This window comes from Thauera aminoaromatica S2 (assembly GCF_000310185.1).
In the GTDB taxonomy this organism is placed as follows: Bacteria; Pseudomonadota; Gammaproteobacteria; order Burkholderiales; family Rhodocyclaceae; genus Thauera; species Thauera aminoaromatica.
This window is the reverse complement of the sequence record NZ_AMXD01000066.1, coordinates 1-21,584: the sequence shown is the minus strand read 5'-3', so window position 1 is coordinate 21,584 and position 21,584 is coordinate 1. Positions and strand designations below refer to the sequence as shown.

Annotated in this window: 24 protein-coding genes, 1 other RNA gene and 1 pseudogene; 9 read left to right on the top strand and 17 right to left on the bottom strand. The window is 70.1% G+C overall.

What is annotated here, in order from left to right; genetic code table 11:
- The 10 genes and pseudogenes from C665_RS11355 to C665_RS11315 all read right to left on the bottom strand — a co-directional run.
- A pseudogene (locus C665_RS11355) lies at positions 1-389 on the bottom strand (energy transducer TonB); the annotation flags it as partial.
- Positions 390-539: 150 nt separating this feature from the next.
- Positions 540-1,019, bottom strand: a complete 480-nt coding sequence (bfr, locus tag C665_RS11350) for a bacterioferritin (RefSeq protein ID WP_004309883.1) — start codon at positions 1,017-1,019, stop codon at positions 540-542.
- Entirely contained in the window at positions 1,016-1,255 is a 240-nt protein-coding gene (locus tag C665_RS11345; protein ID WP_004309881.1) for a (2Fe-2S)-binding protein, read from the bottom strand. The genes bfr and C665_RS11345 overlap by 4 nt, the downstream gene beginning before the upstream one ends.
- 50 nt (positions 1,256-1,305) lie before the next feature.
- Complete coding sequence (gene hemP, locus C665_RS20265) at positions 1,306-1,500, bottom strand: hemin uptake protein HemP (RefSeq protein ID WP_245537160.1); 195 nt, start codon at positions 1,498-1,500, stop codon at positions 1,306-1,308.
- Between the two features lie 91 nt (positions 1,501-1,591).
- Positions 1,592-1,999, bottom strand: coding sequence for a hypothetical protein (locus tag C665_RS11340; RefSeq protein WP_004309878.1), 408 nt, complete (start codon positions 1,997-1,999; stop codon positions 1,592-1,594).
- Positions 2,000-2,036: 37 nt separating this feature from the next.
- Positions 2,037-3,239 (bottom strand): hypothetical protein, encoded by a 1,203-nt coding sequence (locus C665_RS11335; protein WP_004309877.1) that lies wholly within the window; start codon positions 3,237-3,239, stop codon positions 2,037-2,039.
- Positions 3,236-5,701, bottom strand: coding sequence for an EAL domain-containing protein (locus C665_RS11330; RefSeq protein ID WP_004309876.1), 2,466 nt, complete (start codon positions 5,699-5,701; stop codon positions 3,236-3,238). The genes C665_RS11335 and C665_RS11330 overlap by 4 nt, the downstream gene beginning before the upstream one ends.
- Before the next feature lie 7 nt (positions 5,702-5,708).
- Positions 5,709-7,091 carry a malonyl-CoA decarboxylase domain-containing protein gene (locus C665_RS11325; protein WP_004309875.1) on the bottom strand — a complete coding sequence of 461 codons (1,383 nt, stop codon included), beginning with the start codon at positions 7,089-7,091 and terminating at the stop codon, positions 5,709-5,711.
- A 121-nt stretch (positions 7,092-7,212) separates the two neighbouring features.
- Entirely contained in the window at positions 7,213-8,010 is a 798-nt protein-coding gene (lgt, locus tag C665_RS11320; RefSeq protein WP_004309874.1) for a prolipoprotein diacylglyceryl transferase, read from the bottom strand.
- Positions 8,011-8,082: 72 nt separating this feature from the next.
- A complete protein-coding gene (locus C665_RS11315; protein ID WP_004309873.1) occupies positions 8,083-8,760 on the bottom strand; it encodes a YceH family protein in 678 nt (225 codons plus the stop codon).
- 148 nt (positions 8,761-8,908) lie between these two features.
- On the opposite strand from C665_RS11315, the gene ilvD reads away from it, so the two are divergent.
- From ilvD to C665_RS11295, 5 genes are all read left to right on the top strand, one after another.
- A complete protein-coding gene (gene ilvD, locus C665_RS11310; protein ID WP_004309872.1) occupies positions 8,909-10,759 on the top strand; it encodes a dihydroxy-acid dehydratase in 1,851 nt (616 codons plus the stop codon).
- 50 nt (positions 10,760-10,809) lie between these two features.
- Positions 10,810-11,004, top strand: coding sequence for a coiled-coil domain-containing protein (locus tag C665_RS11305; protein ID WP_004309871.1), 195 nt, complete (start codon positions 10,810-10,812; stop codon positions 11,002-11,004).
- 4 nt (positions 11,005-11,008) lie between these two features.
- Positions 11,009-11,311: a cell division protein ZapA gene (locus C665_RS11300; RefSeq protein ID WP_004309870.1), complete on the top strand. Its 303-nt coding sequence runs from the start codon at positions 11,009-11,011 to the stop codon at positions 11,309-11,311.
- A gap of 23 nt (positions 11,312-11,334) precedes the next feature.
- A non-coding RNA gene (gene ssrS / locus C665_RS20260) (6S RNA) lies at positions 11,335-11,518 on the top strand.
- 178 nt (positions 11,519-11,696) lie between these two features.
- The gene (locus C665_RS11295) at positions 11,697-13,154 is read left to right on the top strand and encodes a TrkH family potassium uptake protein (protein ID WP_004309859.1); all 1,458 of its coding nucleotides are present in this window, start codon (positions 11,697-11,699) and stop codon (positions 13,152-13,154) included.
- On the opposite strand, the gene C665_RS11290 is transcribed toward C665_RS11295, so the two are convergent.
- Positions 13,111-13,857 carry a response regulator gene (locus tag C665_RS11290; RefSeq protein WP_004309857.1) on the bottom strand — a complete coding sequence of 249 codons (747 nt, stop codon included), beginning with the start codon at positions 13,855-13,857 and terminating at the stop codon, positions 13,111-13,113. The two genes, C665_RS11295 and C665_RS11290, sit on opposite strands and share 44 nt — an antisense overlap.
- A complete protein-coding gene (locus C665_RS19875) occupies positions 13,854-15,017 on the bottom strand; it encodes a sensor histidine kinase (RefSeq protein WP_004309856.1) in 1,164 nt (387 codons plus the stop codon). Before C665_RS19875 ends, C665_RS11290 begins: the two co-directional genes overlap by 4 nt.
- A gap of 158 nt (positions 15,018-15,175) precedes the next feature.
- Here C665_RS19875 and C665_RS11280 point away from each other — a divergent pair, with 158 nt between their 5' ends.
- Complete coding sequence (locus C665_RS11280; protein ID WP_004309855.1) at positions 15,176-15,982, top strand: sulfite exporter TauE/SafE family protein; 807 nt, start codon at positions 15,176-15,178, stop codon at positions 15,980-15,982.
- A gap of 34 nt (positions 15,983-16,016) precedes the next feature.
- Complete coding sequence (gene rhtB, locus C665_RS11275; RefSeq protein ID WP_004309854.1) at positions 16,017-16,640, top strand: homoserine/homoserine lactone efflux protein; 624 nt, start codon at positions 16,017-16,019, stop codon at positions 16,638-16,640.
- Between the two features lie 174 nt (positions 16,641-16,814).
- Here rhtB and C665_RS11270 read toward each other — a convergent pair whose 3' ends face one another.
- The 5 genes from C665_RS11270 to C665_RS11255 form a co-directional block, all read right to left on the bottom strand.
- Complete coding sequence (locus tag C665_RS11270) at positions 16,815-17,753, bottom strand: metal ABC transporter solute-binding protein, Zn/Mn family (protein WP_004309852.1); 939 nt, start codon at positions 17,751-17,753, stop codon at positions 16,815-16,817.
- A 246-nt stretch (positions 17,754-17,999) separates the two neighbouring features.
- Positions 18,000-18,866 (bottom strand): metal ABC transporter permease, encoded by an 867-nt coding sequence (locus C665_RS11265; RefSeq protein WP_004309850.1) that lies wholly within the window; start codon positions 18,864-18,866, stop codon positions 18,000-18,002.
- A 35-nt stretch (positions 18,867-18,901) separates the two neighbouring features.
- On the bottom strand, positions 18,902-19,798 hold the full coding sequence (locus tag C665_RS11260) for a metal ABC transporter ATP-binding protein (protein WP_004309848.1): 897 nt from the start codon (positions 19,796-19,798) through the stop codon (positions 18,902-18,904).
- Entirely contained in the window at positions 19,795-19,962 is a 168-nt protein-coding gene (locus C665_RS20885; protein WP_004309846.1) for a hypothetical protein, read from the bottom strand. Before C665_RS20885 ends, C665_RS11260 begins: the two co-directional genes overlap by 4 nt.
- On the bottom strand, positions 19,959-20,417 hold the full coding sequence (locus tag C665_RS11255; RefSeq protein WP_004309844.1) for a Fur family transcriptional regulator: 459 nt from the start codon (positions 20,415-20,417) through the stop codon (positions 19,959-19,961). The genes C665_RS20885 and C665_RS11255 overlap by 4 nt, the downstream gene beginning before the upstream one ends.
- A 169-nt stretch (positions 20,418-20,586) precedes the next feature.
- Here C665_RS11255 and C665_RS11250 point away from each other — a divergent pair, with 169 nt between their 5' ends.
- Both C665_RS11250 and C665_RS11245 read left to right on the top strand, forming a co-directional pair.
- On the top strand, positions 20,587-21,147 hold the full coding sequence (locus C665_RS11250) for a DUF2796 domain-containing protein (protein ID WP_004309841.1): 561 nt from the start codon (positions 20,587-20,589) through the stop codon (positions 21,145-21,147).
- An 8-nt stretch (positions 21,148-21,155) separates the two neighbouring features.
- Positions 21,156-21,584 (top strand): ATP-binding cassette domain-containing protein (locus C665_RS11245; protein WP_040829080.1); only part of this gene is annotated, 429 nt, incomplete at its 3' end.

Sequence of the window (21,584 nt, the reverse complement as noted above, 5' to 3'; positions counted from 1 at the left end):
CTCAGCGCGGTGGGCGACTCGGTGACTGGCGCCGGCTTCTTCACCACGGGCTTGGGCGTCGGCTTCTTCACCATCGGCGGGGTTGGCGGCGTGGGCTCGGGCGGGCGCGCCACCGGCCGAGGTTCAGGCGGGCGCGGCGGCTCTACGACGGGTTCGGGAGGCGCCGGTAAGGGCTCGGCGACCGCGGGCGCTGCGATGAGTGCGACCTGGATCGGCATCAACTCGGCGGGCACGGGGCGCTCGCCGGCGAGCCTGGCGAGCATCGCCAGCCCGCCGAGGTGGGCGGCGACGATCAGGCCGAGGAGGGCGCCGCGCCGCAGCGGCGAGCTCCCGCGCGCTGCCGCGGTCGGGCGCGGAGCGACTTCCGCTCCGGAGGCAGGGGCGCGCATGGGCTGCGCCTCAGGATCCGTGGACAGCGACGGCGAAGGGGAAGGCAACAGCGACAATGCTTGGGCAGCTGGGTGCATCGGGGCGGAGGCGACGAGCCGCCTCCGCGGAGGCAGCGTTGGGTTGGTCGGGAGCGATCGGGCGGGCCGGGATCAGGAGGCGCCGGGGTCCATCTGCGACTGCAGGTAGTTCTGCAGGCCGACGCTGTCGACCAGACCGAGCTGCGTCTCCAGGTAATCGATGTGTTCCTCGGTGTCTTCCAGGATGTGCTCGAAGAGCTCGCGCGACACGTAATCCTTGCTGGACTCGCAGTAGGCGATCGCCTCGATCAGGTTGGCGCGTCCGCCGAGCTCGAGCTTGAGATCCCCCTGCATGCATTCGGGCACGTTCTCGCCGATCAGCAGCTTGTCGAGATTCTGCAGGTTGGGCAGCCCCTCCAGGAAGAGTACGCGCTCGATCAGCATGTCCGCGTGCTTCATCTCCTCGATCGACTCGTCGTACTCGTGCTTGCCGAGCCGCGTGAAACCCCAGTTCTTGTACATGCGCGCATGCAGGAAGTACTGGTTGATCGCGGTGAGTTCGATGGTGAGCTGCTTGTTGAGGTACTGGATGACTTTCTTGTCGCCTTTCATGTTGCCTCCAGGGATGCGGTGAATGCCGGAGCGATGCCTGCGAACAGCGCGGTCACGCCCGGGCGGGGCGTGGCGGGTACGGCCGAGCGCAGGCACTCGTGCGCGCAGCGGGCGCAGCGACCACACTCTGCGGTCACGCCGAGCGAATGGCGCAGGTCGCGCAGGGTCCGCGCGCCCTGCGCCGCGGCGTGGTGGATCTGGCGTTCGGTGACCGCGTTGCATACGCACACGTACATAGTCTAGCCTCCTGACGGGGTTTTGCCCCGATATGGCATCGCCTGGAAGGTCATTTGGTGAGGATCAGCTTGCCGTTGCGCGTCGTGCGCAAGATGTACTCGCTGCCCTCGTGCTCGATCCGCAACTCGCGCCGGCCGCCGAGGAGCTCCTTGCTGGTGAGCAGGGGGCGCCGCTGTGCAGTCGAATCCGCATCGGGCCGGCTGGCCGGCATGGCGGCGGAAACGGGGAATTCGCAAGGTTGCATGATCGAACGACGTTAAAAATACGAATGATTCGCATTAAATCACGAGTCGCCGACGCATGCAATGCCGGCGCGCATCCGCTGCCCGCTGGCTTCACTCCAGGAGCATCAGGACGTTCAGGGGCTGGTTGGCGGCAGAGGCGGCAGGCAGGTAGGCGAGCGCGTTCGGGTCGGCGAGCACGCGGCCGAGCGCGTCGGCCGCGTCGGCCGCCTCGTGGGGCGGATGGGCGCGCCCGGTGAAGACCATCCGCGACCAGTAGGCGCGGATCTGGCTGGGGTTCTTGCCGGTCAGGCGCTGATAGAAGAGGTCGCGTTCGGCGCCAGCCGGCAGGTCGAGCAGGCGGACGCCACGCCCGTCGGGCAGGGTGGTGCGGCGGCCGAGGTAGAGCTGGGCGGCGGTCTCGCGGTCGACTTCGGCGATGCCTCCGGCGTGGGCGCTGACCAGGACGACGCCTTGCGCGTGCGCTCCGGCCTGCCAGAGGGCGAGCACGAGCGTCAGCATCGGCGCGAGGCCGAGCCGTCGGAGCAGGCGCGCCGGATCAGAACACCACATCGACCGACACGCTCAGCAGATTGATGCTGCGATCGTCGAGACCGGGGGCGAAGGGGTTGCCCCGCGCGATGAAGCTGCCGTGCGCGCCGCGATCGGTTTCGATGTGGCTGAATTCCGCCTTCACCGCCGAATTCGGCGTGAAGTCCCAACGCGTGCCGAGGGTCACGCTGCGCTGGGCCTGGTTGCGCGAGCGGTTGAAGACCGCGACCGCTGCGGCGCTTTGTGGCGAGTCCGCCAGCCCGGGGTCGGCCAGCGGCGCGTCCTGGCGCTGGCGGGCGAGACCGAAATAAGGCATCCATGCGCCGAAGCGCCGCCCGACCGCGACATAGGCTCCGGTCGCGCTGTTGACGAAGGCGTCCGCCTGCAGGCGCCCGAGCTCGGCGATCACCCGCCAGCGCCCGTCGTCCCACTGCATGCCGAGGGAGCTGAAGCTGGCGTGGGCACCCTTCCCGCTCAATCGCGCCTGCAGGTCGGGCGGGATCCGCCAGGTGTCGACGAGGTCCCGGTACGACTGCGAGGTCCGGATCACCGCCAGCTCCGCCTCCGCGTGGCTCGCGCTGAAGCTCAACTCGTCGCGCTCCAGCGTCACGGTGAGGCCGCGCAGCCGGCGCAGATTCGCGCGTCCGCCACCGATCACGGGGATGCGGCTGCTGCCAAGATACGGGTGCAGCTCGATGAAGGATCCGCCGATCGGGCTGCGATGCAGCAGGTCGATGCCATCCATGTCGGCGAAGGGGTTGAGCGCGTAGACCTCTGCCGGCGGGCGGACCCAGGGCTGGCTGTAGTTGATGTCGGCGGTCTCGGACAGCATGAAGAAGGGGCTGCGCAGGCGCCCGGCACGCACGGTCAGCGCGGGGCTCAGGGCGTGGCTCAGGAAGGCCAGGGCAGGCCGCGGCGTGTAGTCGCCGCGCTGGGTCTCGCGCGTCACGACCTGCAGCACCGCTCCGGTGCCGTCACCGGACTGCCAGCCGAGCTGTACCCCGAGCACCGAGTCCGGCCCGGTGTCGACGCGGTTGCCGCCCGGCGCGTCGATCCCGACGCGGGCGAACTCCAGGTCGTCCGCGCGGCTGTAGACCGCCCCGGCGGTCGCGAAGCCCGACACCTGCAGGTCGGGTGCGGCGCCCGTGCCGGGGCTGGACGCCAGCGCGGCGATGCCGGCGAGCAGCAACAAGGTGCGGCGAGGGGTCATCGGCGCTCCGGAGCGGGATTGTGCAAGCGGTTGAAGGTGGCGTCGCGGTCGAGCGGCCGCGAGAACAGGTAGCCCTGTCCGAAGTCGCAGCCCATCGCGCGCAGGATCTCAAGCTGGGCCTCATCCTCGATGCACTCGGCGACGACGGTCATGCCGAGGTCGTGGGCGAGTTCGATGCTGTGCCGCACGATCGCGCGCAGGCGCTGGTCGTACGGCAGCGAGCGCACGAAGGAGCCGTCGAGCTTGACCTGGTTGCACGGCATCGTGTGCAGGTAGCTCAGCGTCGAGTAGCCGGTGCCGAAGTCGTCGATGAGGATGTCGAGTCCGGCGGCGCGGAGGGCATGGAGGTGGTCGATCGCCGGGCCGTCCGGATGGGCGAGCACGCTCTCCGTGACCTCGAAGCGGATGCGTTCGCGCGCCACGCCGACACGGTCGATGGCGGCGAGCAGTTCGGCGGCGAGATCCGGGCGTGCGAGCTGGCGCGCGGACAGGTTCACGCTGACGCGCAGCGGCGCGTCGGCTGGCAGCCGGCCCGCCCATTCGCGCAGGTCGGCGCACACGCGCTCGAGCACGAGCGTGCCGATGTCGTGGATCAGGTCGAGCGCCTCGGCGAGCGGGATGAACTCGCCCGGCGAGAGCAGGCCGAGCGTCGGGTGCGGCCAGCGCACCAGGGCCTCGAAGCTGGTCGTACGCAGGTTCGCGAGCTCGACGATGGGCTGGTACCACACCTGCAGCCCGCCCTGGGTGAGCGCCTTGCGCAGTTCGGCCTCGACCTGCAGCGCGCGCACCGCGGCGGCGTGCATCTCGGTGTGGAAGAATTCGATCGGCCCCCGCTCGCTGCGACGGGCCTTGTGCAGTGCGTTGTCGGCATCGCGCAGCAGCGATTCGGCGTCCTCGCGCTCGTTGTCGCTGATGGCGACGCCCACCCGGCAGCGCGGGTGCAGTTGCTGACCGTCGTCGTCGGGTGCGAAGGCCGGCAGCGCGACCAGCTGCTCGCAGATGCGCAGCGCGTCGATCGAGCTCTCCACACCGTTGAGCAGCACCGCGAACTGGTCACCCCCCACCCGCGCGCACACGTCGCCATCGCGCATCAGGGCCGCGATGTGGGCACCGATCCGGCGCAGCAGTTCGTCGCCCACGAGGTGCCCGTAGCTGTCGTTGACCAGGCTGAAGCGCTCCAGGTTGATCGCCAGGATTGCGATCTGGGTGAGGTCCCCGCGCCGGCGCTGGGCAAGCGCGCGGTTGGCGTGCTCGATGAACATTGCCCGGTTGGGCAGGCCGGTGAGCCCGTCGTGCAAGGCATCGTGCACCAGCTGCTGTTCGGCGCGCTTGCGCAGGTCGATGTCGCCGAGCGAACCCGCCATGCGGTAGGCATGCAGGTTCTCGTCGCGATCGGCGACTCCGCGCATCAGCACCCAGCGGTAGGCGCCGTCGGGCAAGCGGACGCGCAGTTCCATGATGAAATGGTTGCTGTCGCCCTTGAGGTGTTCGACCAGGCGCTGGCGGTAGGCGTCGCGCTCGTAGGGGTGGAGGTAGGCGAGCATGTCCTCCGGCCGGTTCGACAGGGTTCCCGGCTGGACCCCGAGGATCTGGCAGAAGCGCTCGGAGTAATAGACGTCGTCGGCGTCGATGTCCCAGTCCCACAGGCCGTCGTTGGACCCGCGCAGGGCCAGGGCATGGCGCTCCTCGCTCGCCCGCAGGCGCACCGCCGTATCCTGCAGCTCGGCGATCCGGTTCTGCAGCGCCTCGGCCATCAGGTTGAAGTGGTTGGCGATCACCGCCAGCTCGTCCTTGCCACGCGACTCGACGCGGTGCGCGAGGAAGCCGTTGGCGATCGCACGACTGCCCTCCAGCAGCAGGCGCAGGTTGCGGGTGAGCAGATAGCCGAGCGAGGAGAGCAGGACGAAGGTGAGCAGGATCTCCGCGATCGCGATCGCCAGGCCTTGCTGCATGATCGCCTCGCGGGCCGCGGCGAGTACCGAGACCGAGACTCCGAACTGCAGCACGCCGACCTGGTTGCGCGGCAGCAGCAGTTGCCGGCGCACATGCACGAGGTCGTCGGCGAGCAGGGTCTCGAAGAAACGGTGGCGTTGTTCGTCCGGCTCCGGCACCTGCTCCAGCCCGGGCATGCCGGCGCTCACCAGCAGATGACCGCGCGCGTCGCGGATGCGCACATAGAGCAGGCCTTCGTCGGCGTCGGCAAGAAGCTCGCCGAGCACGTCCTCGAGCCCGTCGAGCCGGCCCTGCTCGCCGTAGGCGGTGGCCATCGCGTGCAGCATGCTCGCGGTCTGACCGATCGTCGTCTCCAGGCTCGCCGACATTGCGTTGTTCATCAGCCGCACGCTGTTCGCGAGCAACATGCTCAGCAACACCACCTGCACCACCGTACTCGCGAGCAACAGGCGGATGCGGATCGACGAGGGGCAGAGGGCGAACGAGCTCGGCGATGTTTCGGGCGGCACGCGAACCTCAGCGCCGGGCGAGCCTGCGCACCGCGGACGAGGCTGCGATGCTGCCGTTGGCAGCGAAGCTCTCCAGGTTGGCTTCCAGGCGGTCCGGGTCGTACAGATAATTGACCATCAATCCCCAAGACTGGCGCAGGCCCTTGTCCGAGCGGTCGGCGAGCCAGTTCAGGCGCTCGATGCGGGCACCGTTGCCGAGGTGGAAGCGCGCCACCGTGTCGACCGGGCGGTCGCCGCGGCGTGCCTCGCTCAGGTAGCGTGCGCCCAGCCGCAGCAGGGGCTCGCGCAAGGACTCGGCGAGCGCCTCGTCCTCGACCCACGCCGGGTCGCCGGCGAGCACCGCGGCGAGGCCCGTCGAGTCGACGCCTTCGATGCCGAGCGTCGCCAGGCGCTTCCAGTCGGTGGCGGTGAAGGCCTCGGCGAAGGCCTCCGGGTCGCGCTGCGCCCAGCGCACCAGGCCCGGCATCGGCGACAGCGTGGCGAAGGTCTTCAGGCGCGGAAAGTCGCGCTTGAGGTCGTCGATCACCCGCTTGAGCAGGAAGTTGCCGAAGCTCACCCCGCGCAGGCCCTTTTGCGTGGCGCTGATCGAATAGAAGATCGCGGTCGTCGCCCGGCTCGCATCGGCGAGCGGCGCCTCGATGTCGAGCAGGCGCTGCACGTCGTCGGCGATCTCCTCGAGCAGTGCGACCTGAACGAAGATCAGCGGCTCGAGCGGCATGCGCGGATGGAAGAAGGCGTAGCAGCGGCGGTCGGAGTCGAGCCGGTTCTTGAGGTCCTTCCAGGAGCGGATCTCGTGCACCGCCTCGTACTCGACGAGCTTCTCGAGCAGGGCGGCGGGCGAACTCCAGGTGATGCGCTGCAGTTCCAGGAAGCCGACGTCGAACCACGCCGACAGGCGCGTCTCGAGCTCGCGGTCGAGCGGCTTGAGCAGCGGATCGTCGGCGATGAAGCGCAGCAGGTCGGCACGCAGGTCGACGAGGAACTTGACCCCCTGCGGGATCGCGTTGAACTGGGTGAGGATGCGCAGCCGGCGCGAGCGCAGCGCGGCGCGCAGCTCGGCTTCCGCGTCCCATTGCCGCGGCGTGCCGACCGCGGCCTGGTAGGCGGCGTGCGCCTGCGCCACCCGCGCCGGATCGGGGCCGAACTCGTGGGCGATCAGGCGCAGGAAGGCGTGGCGGCCGACGTCGTCCAGGCGCAGATAGGTCTCGGCCAGGCGGGCGGCACGCTGGCGCGTCGATACTTCGCCGCCGCGGCCCTCGGCGCACTCCTGCAACTGCGTGCGCAGGCGCTCGAGGTCGCTCTCATCCGGGGGCTTGCCCAAATGCGCGGCGCTCGCGACGAGCTCGCGAACGCGGTTCAGCCCCCGGGAGACCAGTCCTGCACCGCCCATGTCGTCCTCCTGTCCGATTCAGTTCGGATATCGTGCTTACATGATAGCCCGCTTTGGGGAGTCGCTTGTGCAGCCTGCGAATGGACTGTGTGCGATATTCACGTCCCTGCCGCAGCCCCGCCTACCTTCCGGTCCCGCGCGTGCGCGCGGCGGCGAGCATCAGCAGCCCGGCGAGCACCATGGGCACGCAAAGCCATTGTGCGGTGGACAGGCCGAGCGACAAGGTGCCGAAGATGCCCGGATCGGGCGTACGGAAGAACTCCGCGACGAAGCGCAGCGCGCCATAGCCGACCAGGAACATCGCCGACACCGCGCGCAGCGGGCGCGGGCTGGCCGAGTAAGACCACAGCAGCAGGAACAGCAGCAAACCCTCGCCAGCGGCCTGGTAGAGCTGCGAGGGATGGCGCGGCAGCGCATCCACCCAGGGGAAGATCATGGCCCACGGCAGCTCCGTTTCCGCCGGCCGGCCCCACAGTTCGCCGTTGATGAAGTTGCCGAGCCGCCCGGCCGCCAGCCCGGTCGGCACCAGCGGCGCGATGAAGTCGGTGACCTGCCAGAAGCCCTTGCCGTGCCGGCGACCGTACAGCCACATCGCCACCAGCACGCCCAGGAAGCCGCCGTGGAAGCTCATCCCGCCCTTCCACACCGCGAGGATCTCGCCCGGGTGTTGCAGATAGTAGCCGGGCTGGAAGAACAACACCTCGCCGAGGCGCCCGCCCACGATCACCCCGATCACACCGTACATCAGGAGGTCGTCGATCCCCTGCTCGTCCCAGCCCAGTTCCGGACGGCGCCGCGCGTGGAGGCGGCCGAGCACGACGAAGAGCACGAAGGCGACCAGGTACATCAGCCCGTACCAGCGCACCGAAAGCGGGCCGAGGGAGAAGGCGATCGGGTCGAATTGGGGGTGGACGAGCATGGAGTGTGCGAGGCGCGAGGCGCGAGGTGTGAGGTGTCAGGTGTGAGGCGCCGAGCGCAGGGCTGCCGGCCTTCAGTCGAACTGCTTGCGGAACTCCGCGAACGCTCCGCGCAGTGCCTCGAGTTCCTCGCGCAGACGGCGGACCTCGTCCTCGAGTTCCCCGATGCGCCCGCGCCCGCCGCCTGCCGTGCCGACGGACTGCGCCTCGGCCATCTCCTGCACCGCGGCGTCGCCGCCGAGCAGGTGAACGTGGCGGGTCTCCTTGGTGCCGGGCGCACGCGGCAGCTCGGCGACCAGCGGCGGGTACTTCTCGGCCAGGTGCTCGAGCACGGCATCTACCGCGGCGACGTCGTCGAAACGGTGCAGGCGCTCGCAGCGCTGGCGCAGCTCGCCCGCGGTCTGCGCGCCGCGCAGCAGCAGGATCGCCAATACGGCCTGTTCGGCCGGCGGCAACGAGTGGCGCAGGCGGACCAGGTGCTCGTACTTGGCCACGCGCGCGCTCTGCTGGTCGCGCTTGGACACCAGGCGGCGGACGATCAGGCGGTCGACCGCGTCCTGCACCTCGGCCTCGGACAGGCTCATCACCGGCTCGCGCGCGGTGAGCTGGTTGCATCCGGTGGTGATGGCGTTGATCGACAGCGGATAGGCGTCGGGGGTGATGAAGGACTTCTCGATCAGCACGCCGAGCACGCGGATCTCGGCCGGGTCGAGGTCGAAGCCGGCCTCGGTCGTGGGGGTCGTGTCCTGCATGGAGCCTCCTGCGGTGTCGGACTTCGGATGATACGCCAGCCGGATCGTCCGCCCCACCGCGGCGTCCCCGCATGCACCGCAGCTTGCCGACGCTCGCCCCACGCGCGTTAGAATCGAACCCTTTCCCGCCGATTTCCCGGAGCGCCCCATGCCCCAGTACCGTTCCCGCACGTCCACCGCCGGCCGCAACATGGCGGGCGCCCGCGCCCTGTGGCGCGCCACCGGCATGAAGGACGGCGACTTCGAAAAGCCGATCATCGCGATCGCCAACAGCTTCACCCAGTTCGTGCCCGGCCACGTGCACCTGAAGGATCTCGGTCAGCTCGTCGCGCGCGAGATCGAGTCCGCCGGCGGCGTCGCCAAGGAATTCAACACCATCGCGGTCGATGACGGCATCGCCATGGGCCACGGCGGCATGCTGTATTCGCTGCCCTCGCGCGAGCTCATCGCCGACAGCGTCGAGTACATGTGCAACGCGCACACGGCGGACGCGCTGGTGTGCATCTCGAACTGCGACAAGATCACCCCGGGCATGCTGATGGCCGCGCTGCGCCTGAACATCCCGGCGATCTTCGTCTCCGGCGGTCCGATGGAGGCCGGCAAGGTCAAGTGGGAAGCCAAGGTGATCTCGCTCGACCTCGTGGATGCGATGGTCAAGGCGGCCGACAAGTCGTGTTCGGACGAGGAAGTCGACGCCATCGAGCGCTCGGCCTGCCCGACCTGCGGGTCGTGCTCTGGCATGTTCACAGCCAACTCGATGAACTGCCTCACCGAGGCGCTCGGCCTGTCGCTGCCCGGCAACGGCACCACGCTCGCCACCCACGCCGACCGCGAGCGCCTGTTCAAGGAAGCCGGCCGCCGCATCGTCGATCTCGCGCGTCGTTACTACGAAAAGGACGACGCCTCGGTGCTGCCGCGCTCGATCGCCAGCTTCCAGGCCTTCGAGAACGCGATGAGCCTGGACGTGGCCATGGGCGGCTCGACCAACACCGTGCTGCACCTGCTCGCCGCCGCGCGCGAGGCCGGCGTGGACTTCACGATGAAGGACATCGACCGCGTCAGCCGCCGCGTGCCCTGCCTGTGCAAGGTCGCGCCCGCGATCGCCGACGTGCACATCGAGGACGTGCATCGTGCCGGCGGCATCATGTCCATCCTCGGTGAACTCGACCGCGCCGGCCTGCTGCACACCGATGTGCCGACCGTGCACAGCGCGAGCCTGGCCGAAGCCCTGGACAAGTGGGACATCAAGCGCACCGAAGACGAAGCGGTGCACACCTTCTTCCGTGCAGCGCCGGGCGGGGTGCCGACCCAGGTCGCCTTCAGTCAGGACCGGCGCTGGAAGTCGCTCGACGCCGACCGCGAGCACGGCATCATCCGCAACAAGGAACATGCCTTCACGGCCGACGGAGGGCTGGCCGTGCTCTACGGCAACATCGCCGAGAAGGGCTGCATCGTGAAGACCGCCGGGGTGGATGAATCCATCTGGAAGTTCACCGGCAAGGCCAGGGTGTACGAGAGCCAGGAAGACGCGGTGGAGGGCATCCTCGGCGAGCAGGTGCAGGCGGGCGACGTGGTGGTGATCCGCTACGAAGGCCCGAAGGGTGGCCCCGGCATGCAGGAGATGCTCTATCCCACCTCTTACCTGAAGAGCCGCGGCCTGGGCGCGCAGTGCGCGCTGCTCACCGACGGACGCTTCTCGGGCGGCACCTCGGGCCTGTCGATCGGTCATGCTTCGCCCGAGGCGGCCTGCGGCGGTGCGATCGCGCTGGTCGAGGACGGCGACACGATCGAGATCGACATCCCCGCGCGCCGCATCCACCTCGCCGTCGCCGACGCCGAGCTCGCCCGCCGTCGTGCCGCGATGGAGGCGAAGGGCAATGCGGCCTGGAAGCCGGTGAAGCGCGAACGCGTGGTCTCCGCCGCGCTGCAGGCCTACGCCGCGCTCACCACCTCGGCCGACACCGGCGCGGTGCGGGACGTCACCCAGGTCCAGCGCTGATCGACCCCGGCCGATTGACCCGTCATCGGCCGCTCACTACCATCGACGCCATGGATACCGAACTCGCACAGCTCGAAGCCCAGCTCGAGCACCTGATCAGCCACTACGAGCGCCTGAAGGCCGACAACGCCGCCCTGCGCGGTCGCGTCGTGCAGCTCGAGGGCGAGAATCGCCGGCTCTCCGACAAGGTCCGCGTCGCCGCGGACCGCCTCGCGGGCCTGCTCGACAAACTGCCGGAGGCTTGAAGCGATGTCCGCCGATCACCTCGACATGATGCTGCTGGGCAAGGAGTACCGCATCTCCTGCACGCCCGAATCGCGCGACGAACTGCTCGCCACCGTCGCCTTCCTCGACGACAAGCTTCGTGAGATCGGTGCCCGCACCGGCTCCTCCGGCGAAAAGCTGGCGGTCATGACCGCGCTCAACATCGCCCACGAGTTCCTCCTGCACCAGCGCGGCAACGGGTTTGACATGCCGGGCATGAAGCGTAGAATCGGTCTCATGAAAGCGCGCCTGGACGGTGTTCTGGGGCAGCAGGACAAGCTTTTCTGAAGGCAGTTCGAGCAGTACCGGTCAATCCCCTGCAGTGTTCGTCGAAGTCGTAGATTCCTTGAACCAATAGTCGAGAGACTCGGTCGCCAACCATCGATGCCGCTGGTGTGAACGCCCCTCGCCGGGTGATCCTGAAGCGGAAGGGACGCGACCTCCCTGAACCCAAGGTTCAGGATGCCCGGCGGAGACGGCACAGGCGGGGGGCCTTACAAGAGGGCGCGGTGAGCGATCACCGCGCCCTCTTCACGTCCACGCGCCCGACACCTCGCTCCCTGCGCCTCACGCTCATGCTGCACTGCAAACTCTTAACGCAATCTTTACGCATGGCCGCCTAGTATCCGCAGCGTCCATACACAGTCTCGCGGCGTTTGCCGTCCTTGTCGCGATGCAAGCCTATTTCCCCGTCCTCGGTGTGCTCGGCATGATGCTGATGCTGTTCGGGCTGGTGATGGGCTTTCCGCTCGCGGTGTCCTTCGCGCTCGAAGACGGTGCCACCGAGGCCTACGACCTCGCCATCCTCGCCACCTTCGCGACCGGGCTGCTCATGTGGGCCGCGGGCCGGCGGGCGCGGCGCGACCTGCACGTCTCCGACGGCTTCCTGCTCGTGGCCGCGACCTGGCTGATCACGCCGGTGTTCGGGGCGCTGCCGCTGCTGTTCTACCTTCCGGAACTCTCGTTCACCGACGCCTACTTCGAGGCCGCCTCCGGGCTCACCACGACCGGTGCCACGGTGCTTACCGGGCTCGACACGATGCCGGTGTCGATCAACCTGTGGCGCTGCTTCATGCACTGGGTGGGCGGCATGGGCGTGATCGTGCTGATGGTCGCGGTGCTGCCGCTGCTGGGCATCGGCGGGCGGCAGATCTTCCGCGCCGAGACGCCCGGGCCGATGAAGGAGTCCAGCCTCACCCCGCGCATCGCCGAGACCGCCAAGGGCCTGTGGGGCGTTTATGTAGTGCTCACCGCAGGCTGCACCCTCGCGCTCTTGCAGGCCGGCATGGCGCCGTGGGATGCCGTGATCCATGCCTTCTCGATCATGGGGCTGGGCGGCTTCTCCACCCGGGACGCCAGCCTCGGCGCCTTCGACAGCGTGCCGATCGAGACCGTCACCATCGTGTTCGCGCTGCTCTCGGGCATCAACTATGCCACCCACTACCTCGCCCTGGTGCGGCGCACGCCGCGCCCCTACGGCGAGGACCCCGAGCTACGCTGGTTCTTCGGCGTGCTCGGGGTCACCGTGGTCTTTCTGACCGTGTATCTGCTCGAATCGGGCGCCTATCGGGATGGCGCGCTCGCGTTCCGCCACGTCTCCTTCCACGCCGTCTCGCTGGCGACCTCGCTCGGCCTGGCGACCTACGACTACACGGTGTGGCCGATGTTCGCGCAGGTGTGGATCCTGTTCCTGAGCAGCTTCGCCGCCTGCTCCGGCTCGACCGGTGGCGGCATCAAGATGATGCGCGCGATCATCCTGTACAAGCAGGTTCACCGCGAGATCGTGCGCTCGCTGCATCCGAGCGCGGTGGTGCCGCTGCGTCTGGGCAGGCAGCCGGTGTCCGACAACGTGCTGCACGCGGTACTCGCGTTCAGCTTCATGTACATGGTCAGCATCGTCAGCCTGACGCTGATCCTCGCCGCTTCCGGGCTGGACCTGATCACCGCGTTCTCGGGCGTGGTGGCCTGCATCAACAATGCCGGGCCAGGGCTGGCCGCGCTGGGGCCGGCGGGCAACTACCAGGGCTTGGGCGATTTCCAGACTTGGGTGATGAGCTTTGCGATGATTCTCGGCCGCCTGGAGATCTTCACCCTGCTGGTGGTGCTGACGCCGGCGTTCTGGCGGCGCTGAGCGGCTCGGGCACCAGCCGGTAGCCCACGCCGGGTTCGGTGAGGATGTGGACGGGCAGGCGCGGGTCGGGTTCGAGCTTGCGGCGCAAACCGGCCATATAGACGCGCAGGTAATGTGCGTGCTCGACGTGGTTCGGGCCCCAGGCGCCGGTCAGCAGCTGGCGCTGCGTCACCACGCGACCCGCTGCGGTGGCGAGCAGGCCGAGCAGGCGGAACTCGATCGGGGTCAGGTGGACCGGCGCGCCGCCACGCGTCACCCGGCGCTGCTCGAGGTCGAGTTCCACGTCGCCGAAGGCGATGCACGCCGTGGCCTGCGGCGGACGCAGCGCGCGGCGCAGCAGGGCGCGGACGCGGGCGAGCAACTCGGCGACGCCGAAGGGCTTGGCGAGATAGTCGTCGGCGCCGGCGTCGAGCGCCGCGACCTTGTCGGCCTCGTCGCTGCGCGCCGACAGCACCAGCACCGGCATGCCGCTCCATCCGCGCAGCTCGGCCAGCAGCGCCGTGCCGTCGCCGTCGGGCAGGCCGAGGTCGAGCACCAGCAGGTCGGGCCGGCGGCTGGCGAGCTCGATGCGGCCGCGCTCGAGCGCGGCGGCCTCGCGCACCGTGCAGCCCTCGGATTCCAGCGCCGCGCGCACGAAACGGCGGATGCCGGCCTCGTCCTCGACCAGCAGCACGACCGGGGAGGGGGGCTGGGCGCTCTTCATTGTGGGGGCGCTCCGGCCTCGTCCTCGGGAGGCGGTCGGTCCGGCTGGGGTGGCAGCGGCAGCTGCAGCACGAAGCAGGCGCCGCCGCCGGCGCGGTTGTGTGCGCTCACGCTGCCGCCGTGTGCCGCGACGATGGCGTGCACGATCGCCAGACCCAGCCCGGTGCCGGCATCGCCGGTCGCCGTCGTTGCGTCGGCCGCGCCGCGCGGATGGGGGGCGCGCACGAAGCGCTCGAAGATCGCCTGCTCGCGCCCCGGCGGCAGGCCGCAACCGTCGTCGCACAGACTGATGCGGATCCAGCCGGCGCCGACCTGCGCCGCCAGCACGATGTGCCCTCCCTCCGGGGTGTGCGCGATCGCGTTGTCGAGCAGGTTGCACACCACCCGCTCCATCAGCACCGCGTCGGCGTGCAGCAGTGGCAGTTCCTCGGGCAGCTCGAGCGCGAACACGTGCGCGCGCAGGGCGTGGGCGCGCGCCTGCAGCGCGCTGCCGAGCAGCTCGTCCACCGCCAGCCAGTCGAGCGCGAGGCGCGGCGCCCCGGATTGCAGGCGGGAGAGGTCGAGCAGGTCGCGCGCGAGCGCATGGGTGCGCAAGGCCTCGGCGCGGATCGCCTCGGCCAGCTCGGCCTGCGCCGGCGGCAGCGGCGGTCCGGCCAGCGGGAGCGACTCGGCGAGTCCGGCGAGTGCGGTCAGCGGCGTGCGCAGGTCGTGCGACAGCGAGGCGAGCAAGGTGTTGCGCAGGCGCTCGGTGTCGGCGGCGAGGCGCGCCTGTGCCGCCTCTTCCGCACGCGCCTCGGCAGAGTCGCGTTCGCGGCGCAGGCGCGCGGCCAGCTCCGCGGTGGTCAGTGCCACCGCGAGCAGCACGGCGAAGGTCAGCAGGTACTGCAGGTCCGAGACCGCCAGCGTGAAGTGCGGATGCACGAAGAAGAAGTCGAACAGCGCCACCGCCAGGAAGGCGGCGAACACGGCCGGTCCGCGACCGAGCCGGATCGCTGCGAACAGCACCGCGAGCGGGAACAGCATGGCGATGTTGGCGAGATCGAACTGCCCGAGCAGCGGCGCACCGACCAGCGCCACCGCACCCGCCGCCAGCGCGGCGAGCAGGTAATTGCGCAGCGGGGCGCGGTCGGGAAGGCGGTCGCGTGGTGTCGGCAGGGCCATGCCGCGATGGTACCAGCGTGCCCATCCCGCCGCGTCCGCGCCGGCCCCGCCCGGGAGGATTCCCACGGTCCGCTTGCACTGCCCCTCGGCTTTGACCGATAGTTCCGCTCCTTGCGCACTGCAACACGCGGCGTGCCTCGAACCCGAACGGAAACGCAATGACCTTCGACCTCTGGTGGCTCGCCTACCCGGTGCTCGGCGCGGCGGTGGGCTTCTTCGCCGGCCTGCTCGGTGTGGGCGGCGGCGGCATCATGGTGCCGATGTTGACGACCTTCTTCCTTGCCCAGGGCTTCCCGCAGTCCCAGGTGGTGCACATGGCGCTCGGCACCTCGATGGCGGCCATCGTGCTGACCTCGGTGTCCAGCCTGCGTGCGCACCACGCGCGTGGCGCGGTGCGCTGGGACGTGGTGCGCGCGATCACGCCCGGCATCCTCGTCGGCACCTTCGCCGCCACTTTCATCGCCGCGCGCGTGTCCACCGTGCCGCTGGCGATCTTCTTCGCCGTCTTCATGGCCTACGTGTCGATCCAGATGCTGCTCAACATCAAGCCCAAGCCCGCGCGCGAGCTGCCCGGGGGACTCGGCATGAGCGCGGCCGGCCTCGGCATCGGCGGTGTGTCGGCGCTGGTCGCGATCGGCGGCGGCTCGCTGTCGGTGCCCTTCATGACTTGGTGCAACGTCAAGATGCAGAACGCGATCGGTACCTCCGCGGCGATCGGCTTGCCGATCGCGCTCGCCGGCACGGTCGGCTACCTGGTCAATGGCTGGGGCGCACCCGACATGCCGGCGCTCACCTTCGGCTATGTGTACCTGCCGGCGCTGGTGCTGGTCTCCGTGGTCAGCACCTTCTTCGCCCCGCTCGGCGCGAAGCTGGCCCACCGCCTGCCGGTGGCGACGCTGAAGAAGGTGTTTGCCGGGATGCTGGTCCTGCTGTGTGCCAAGATGCTGCACAGCATCTTCGCCTGAACGAACTCGCTGGACGAGTCTGCCGGAGACTTCCATGAGCTGGACGATGTGGCTTGGCTTTGTTGCCGCCGCACTGGTGATCGCGGTCTCGCCGGGACCGGGCGCCGTGCTGTCGATGTCGACCGGCCTGCGCTACGGCTACACCGCCGCGCTGCGCGCGATCACCGGCCTGGAGATCGCGCTGTTGCTGCAACTCGGCGTCGTGGCGCTCGGCGTCGGTGCGGTGCTCGCGACCTCGGAGACGGCGTTCGCGGTGGTGAAATTCGCCGGCGCGGCCTACCTGATCTGGCTCGGCGTGCAGAAGTGGCGCTCGCCGCCCGAGCCGATCGACGGGGACGGCGAGGGCGTGCGGGTGCAGTCGCGCCGCCAGCTCTACGCTCAGGGCATCCTGGTGAACCTGACCAACCCGAAGGCGATCGTGTTCATCGCCGCGCTGGTGCCGCAGTTCATCGTGCCCGACCGGCCGCAGTGGCCGCAGTTCGCGATCATCGGCGCAACCATGGTCGGGGTCGACGTGATGGTGATGTCCTGCTACGCGCTGCTCGCCACGCGTTTCCGCCCCCTGCTGCGCGACCCGCGCCTGCTGCGCCTGCAGAACCGCCTGTTCGGCGGCCTCTTCGTCGGCGCCGGGGCGATGCTGGCGGCCTCGAGCCGCTGAGCTGCCCCGGGTCCGGGCCGGCAATGGGCGATGGCGCGAACGGCGGCGCCGCAATCGCGGCTTGCGTCGCTCCCGCAAGAACGCTCCGCCGCCCCCGAGCCCCGGTAGGAGCGACGCAAGTCGCGATCCCCCGCGCCCCGAGACCCGCCGCCGCTCCGTGGAAACCGATCCGGTTCAGCGCTCGGGTGCCGCGAGTGCCTTCTGCAGCGTCGCCAGGTTGGCGCGCATCATGCGTACGTAGCTGGGCGCCGGGCCGTCGGCCTTCGACAGTGCGTCGGAATACAGCGTGCCGCCCACGACCGCGCCGCTTTCGCTGCGGATGCGCTCGATCAGGCGAGGATCGGCGATGTTCTCGATGAACACCGCCGGCACCTTTTCCGCCGCGAGCTGGCGGATCAGGCCGGCCACGCCCTTGGCGGTGGGCTCGGCGTTGTTCGCCACGCCGACGGGCGACAGGAAGCGGATGTCGTAGGCGCGCGCGAAGTACCCGAAGGCCGCGTGCGAACTCACCACCTTGCGGCGCTCGGCGGGCAGCGCCGCGAAGGCGGCACGGATCTCCGCGTCGAGCGCCTCCAACTCGCCGTCGTAGCGTGCGGCCGCGGCGCGGTAGGTGGCCGCGCCGTCCGGGTCGGCGGTGGCGAGGGCGGCGGCGATGTTGGCGACGTAGCGGCGCACGTTCGCCACGTCCTGCCAGGCGTGCGGGTCGACCGCCTTGCCCTTGCCATGATCGTGGCCATGGTCGTGCCCGTCGTCGCGCCTCATCTCCAGCGTCGAGATCCCCGCGCTCGCCACCACCACCGCCCCCTTGAATCCGCCGGCGCGCGCCAGCCGCGTCATCCAGTCGTCGAAGCCGAGGCCGTTGACCACCACCAGCGCAGCCTTGCCGATCTCGCGCGCGTCCGAGGGACGCGGCTGGAAGGCGTGGGCGTCCTCGTCGGGACCGACCAGGGTGCGCACCTTGATGCGCTCGCCGCCGACCTGGGCGACGAGGTCGCCGAGGATGCTGAAGCTGGTCGCCACTTCGAGCGCCTGGGCGTGGACGCTGCCGCCCAGGAGCAGGGCGGCGCAGGCCGCGAGGGTGCGCAGGCGGCGCAAGCGGTAGGGGAATCTCATCGTCGTCGGGTCCGGGTTGAAGAAAGGAAAGAAGGTGTACTCGAGCCGCAGGGCCCCACCGCGGATTTCCGCCGCAATCGCATTCGTAGGAGCGACGCAAGTCGCGACTCCGGTCGCAGGGCGGTCGCTCGTGTCGGCGACTGACCAAGCGCTGCGATCGCGACTTGCGTCGCGCCCACAAGAGCCATCACGTCTCCGCGTCGCTCCTGCCGGAGCAGTCGAGCTGCCCGCAGGCGACATCGGGCCTCACGACTCGAGGTGGTGCCGTACCGGCAGGCGTCCGGCGAGCAGGCCACCGGGGGCCGCGAGCAGCGACACGAAATAGACCACGCCGCACACCAGCACGATCGCCGGCCCGGCAGGCACGTCGGCATGGAAGGACAGCAGCAGCCCGCTCGCGCCGCTGCCGAAGGCGAACAGCACCGCGAGCAGCAGCAGCATCGGCAGGCCGTTCGTCCACAGGCGCGCCGCGGCCGCGGGCAGGATCATGATGCCTACCGCCATCAGCGTGCCGAGCGCGTGGAAGCCGCTCACCAGGTTCACCACCACCAGCATCAGGAAGCCGTAGTGCGCCACCGGCGACCACCGGCTCACCCCGCGCAGGAAGGCGGGGTCGAAGCACTCCATGACGAGCGGGCGGAACAGCAGCGCCAGGCTCGCCAGGGTCACGCTGGCGATGCTCGCGATCAGCAGCAGCGAGGCGTCGTCGAGCCCGAGCACGGAGCCGAAGAGGACGTGCAGCAGGTCGAGGTTCTGCCCGCGCAGCGACACGATCATGACCCCCGCGGCGAGCGAGAGCAGGTAGAAGGCGGCCAGGCTGGCGTCCTCCTTGAGCACCGAGGCGCGCGTCACCAGCCCCGCGGCGAACACCACCACCAGGCCGGCGACGATGCCGCCCACCGTCATCGCGCCCAGTGACAGGCCGAAGGCGAGGTAGCCGAGCGCGGCGCCGGGCAGGATGGCGTGGCTCATCGCGTCGCCCATCAGGCTCATGCGGCGCAGCAGCAGGAACACGCCCACCGGCGTGGCGCCGAGCGCGAGCGCCAGGCAGCCGGCGAGCGCGCGGCGCATGAAGGCGAACTCGGTGAAGGGGGAGATGAGGAGGTCGAACACTGCGAAGGCCTGGTTTGCTGGCGCGGGTTGCGGATTCAGTGGCGGGGAAGGCCGCGGCGCGGACGCGGCGCGGTGTGTGCCGCGGGGTGCGGATGGGCGTGGCCGTGGCCTTCGTCGTGCGCATGTCCATGGTCATGCGCGTGCGGATGTGCCGCCGCATCGGGCGCCACCGCGACTGTCAACTCCTCGATGTGGCATTCGTGCGCGAGCTCGTCGAAGGCTTCCGACAGGCGGCGCGCGCGCGCCAGGCGCTCGGGCGTCAGCACCTCGGCGGTGGGGCCGAAGGCCACCGGCTCGCGCGACAGCAGCAGTGCGGTCGGAAAGTGGCGGCGCACCTGCTCGAGGTCGTGCACCACGGTGAGGATGGTGCGGCCCTCGTCGTGCCAGCCCAGGATCAGCTCCACGAGATCGTCCACCGTGCGGCTGTCGATGGCCGCGAAGGGCTCGTCGAGCAGGATCAGCGGCGCGTCCTGCAACATCAGGCGGGCGAAACGCGCGCGCTGCAGTTGGCCGCCCGAGAGCGATCCGATGGGGCGCGACTCGAAGCCCGCCATGCCCACCGCCTCGAGCGCGGCGCGCACGCGTCGGCGCTGCTCGCGCGAGACGCCGCCGAAGGCGCCGATCTCGTGCCACAGGCCCATCGCGACCACGTCGAACACCGACACCGGGAAGCTGTGGTCGATCTCGCCGCGCTGTGGCATGTAGGCCAGTCCCCCCGCGGGCAGCTCGGGCAGCAGGATGCGCCCGCCGATCGGCCGCAGCTCGCCGGCGAGGCCCTTGAGCAGGGTGGATTTGCCTGCGCCGTTGGGGCCCACCACGGCGACGAGCGCGCCCGCGGGAATCTCGGCCGACAGGTGATGCACCGCCGGGTGGCGGTCGTAGCCCAGGGTGAGGTTGTCGAGGCGGATCATCGGCAGCGCGAGGCGGTTCATTGCAAGGCCCACAGCACGGTCGCCCATAGCAGCGCCAGCGCGCCGGCGACCAGGGCGAGGCGCGCGGCCAGGCCCGCGCCCAGCAGGCTACGTGCCGGGAAGGGGCGCGTGTCGTCGTCGGCTTGGGGATCGGTGCCGTGCAGGACGGGGGGCGCGCGCTTCATCGTTCCTTCCTCTCCACGCCCTCGCGGCCGCAATCGGCGCACGCGCCATGCAGCACCAGCTCGGCGCGTGCGACCGCGAAGCCGGCGGGCAGGGTCGGCGCGGCGGCGGACACGTCCTCCAGGCACACGATCTGGCCACAGCGCTCGCAGTGGAAATGGGCGTGGCGGTGGTCGCCGTCGCGGCGGATCTCGAAGCGCCAGGCGCGTTCGCCCCCCGCGATTCGCTGCGCAATACCCTGTTCCACCAGCCAGTCGAGCGCGCGGTAGAGGGTGACACGGTCGTGGGCGATGCCCGCCCCGTCGAGCGCGGCGCCGAGCTCGTCGTGCGAGAGCGGATGGGCGCTGCGCTGCAAGGCCTGGATCACCGCCACCCGCGTGCGCGTGACGCGGCCGCCGCGTGCGGCGATGAGCTCGCGGGCAGCGTCGGTGGCGGCAGGGTGTTCGTGCAGGGGCATATCGAAGCCTGTTGCGGCGGGGCGCGGGGAAACGGCTCTTGTGGCAGGGTGGTCGCTTTTGATGCAACATTGTAGCATTAGACTTGCGTGCCCCGCGCTGCATGGTTTTCAGCACTCGTCACGCGCCCCGAATCGCTTGTCTCCACTTCCCACGACCATGCCAGCCTGCTTGCGTCCGATCCTCCTCTCCAGCGTCATCGTCCTGGCCCTCGCGCTCCCTGTCGCCGCGCCGGCACAGCATGCGCATGGCGCACACCAGCACGGCGTCGCCGAACTGACCGTTGTACTGGAAGGCCGCATGTTGCAGCTGGAGCTGATCTCGCCGCTCGACAACCTCGTCGGCTTCGAGCATGCGCCGGCGAACGAGACGCAGCGCGGTGCGCTCGCCGATGCGGAGCGCCTCCTGCTCGACAGCGAGGCGGTGTTCGCGCTCCCGTCGGAAGCTGGCTGCGTGATCCGTGAGGTCGGCATCGAATCGCCGTGGTGGGACAGCGGGCGCGAACACGGTCGGGGCCAAACACGCGACCACAACCGGCCGGCCCGCGGCGATCACGAGGACATGGTGGCAAGCTACGGTTTCGAGTGCGCGCATCCCGAGGCGCTGCGTCGGCTGGAGTTGCGCGTCTTCAAGCACTTCCCGCGCCTGCAGCGCGTGCGCGCCGAGTTCGCCACCCCGCGCGGCCAGGGGGGCGGTGTGCTCACCTCGGGCGCCGCCGCGCTCGCGCTGTGAGCGCGGCAGTGCGAGCGCACCCGACGCCGGCGGTGCGCATCTCCGGCCTGCGCTACCGCTGGCCGGGCAGCGCGCAGGACTGCCTGGCGATCGACGCGCTGCAGCTCGGCGCCGGTGAGCGCGTCTTCCTGCGCGGGCCGAGCGGCAGCGGCAAGACCACGCTGCTGTCGCTGGTCGGCGGGGTGATCCTGCCGCAGGCCGGCACGGTCGAGGTCGGCGGGCAGGCGCTCGGCGCGCTGTCGGCGGGCGCGCGCGACCGCTTCCGTGCCGACCACGTCGGCTTCGTGTTCCAGCTCTTCAACCTGCTGCCCTGGCTGTCCGCGCGCGACAACATCCTGCTCGCCTGCCGCTTCGCGCCGCAGCGGCGCGCGCGTATCGCGGCCGCGGGCAGCATGCCGGCTGCCGAGGCGGCGCGCCTGGCGGCGCGGCTCGACCTC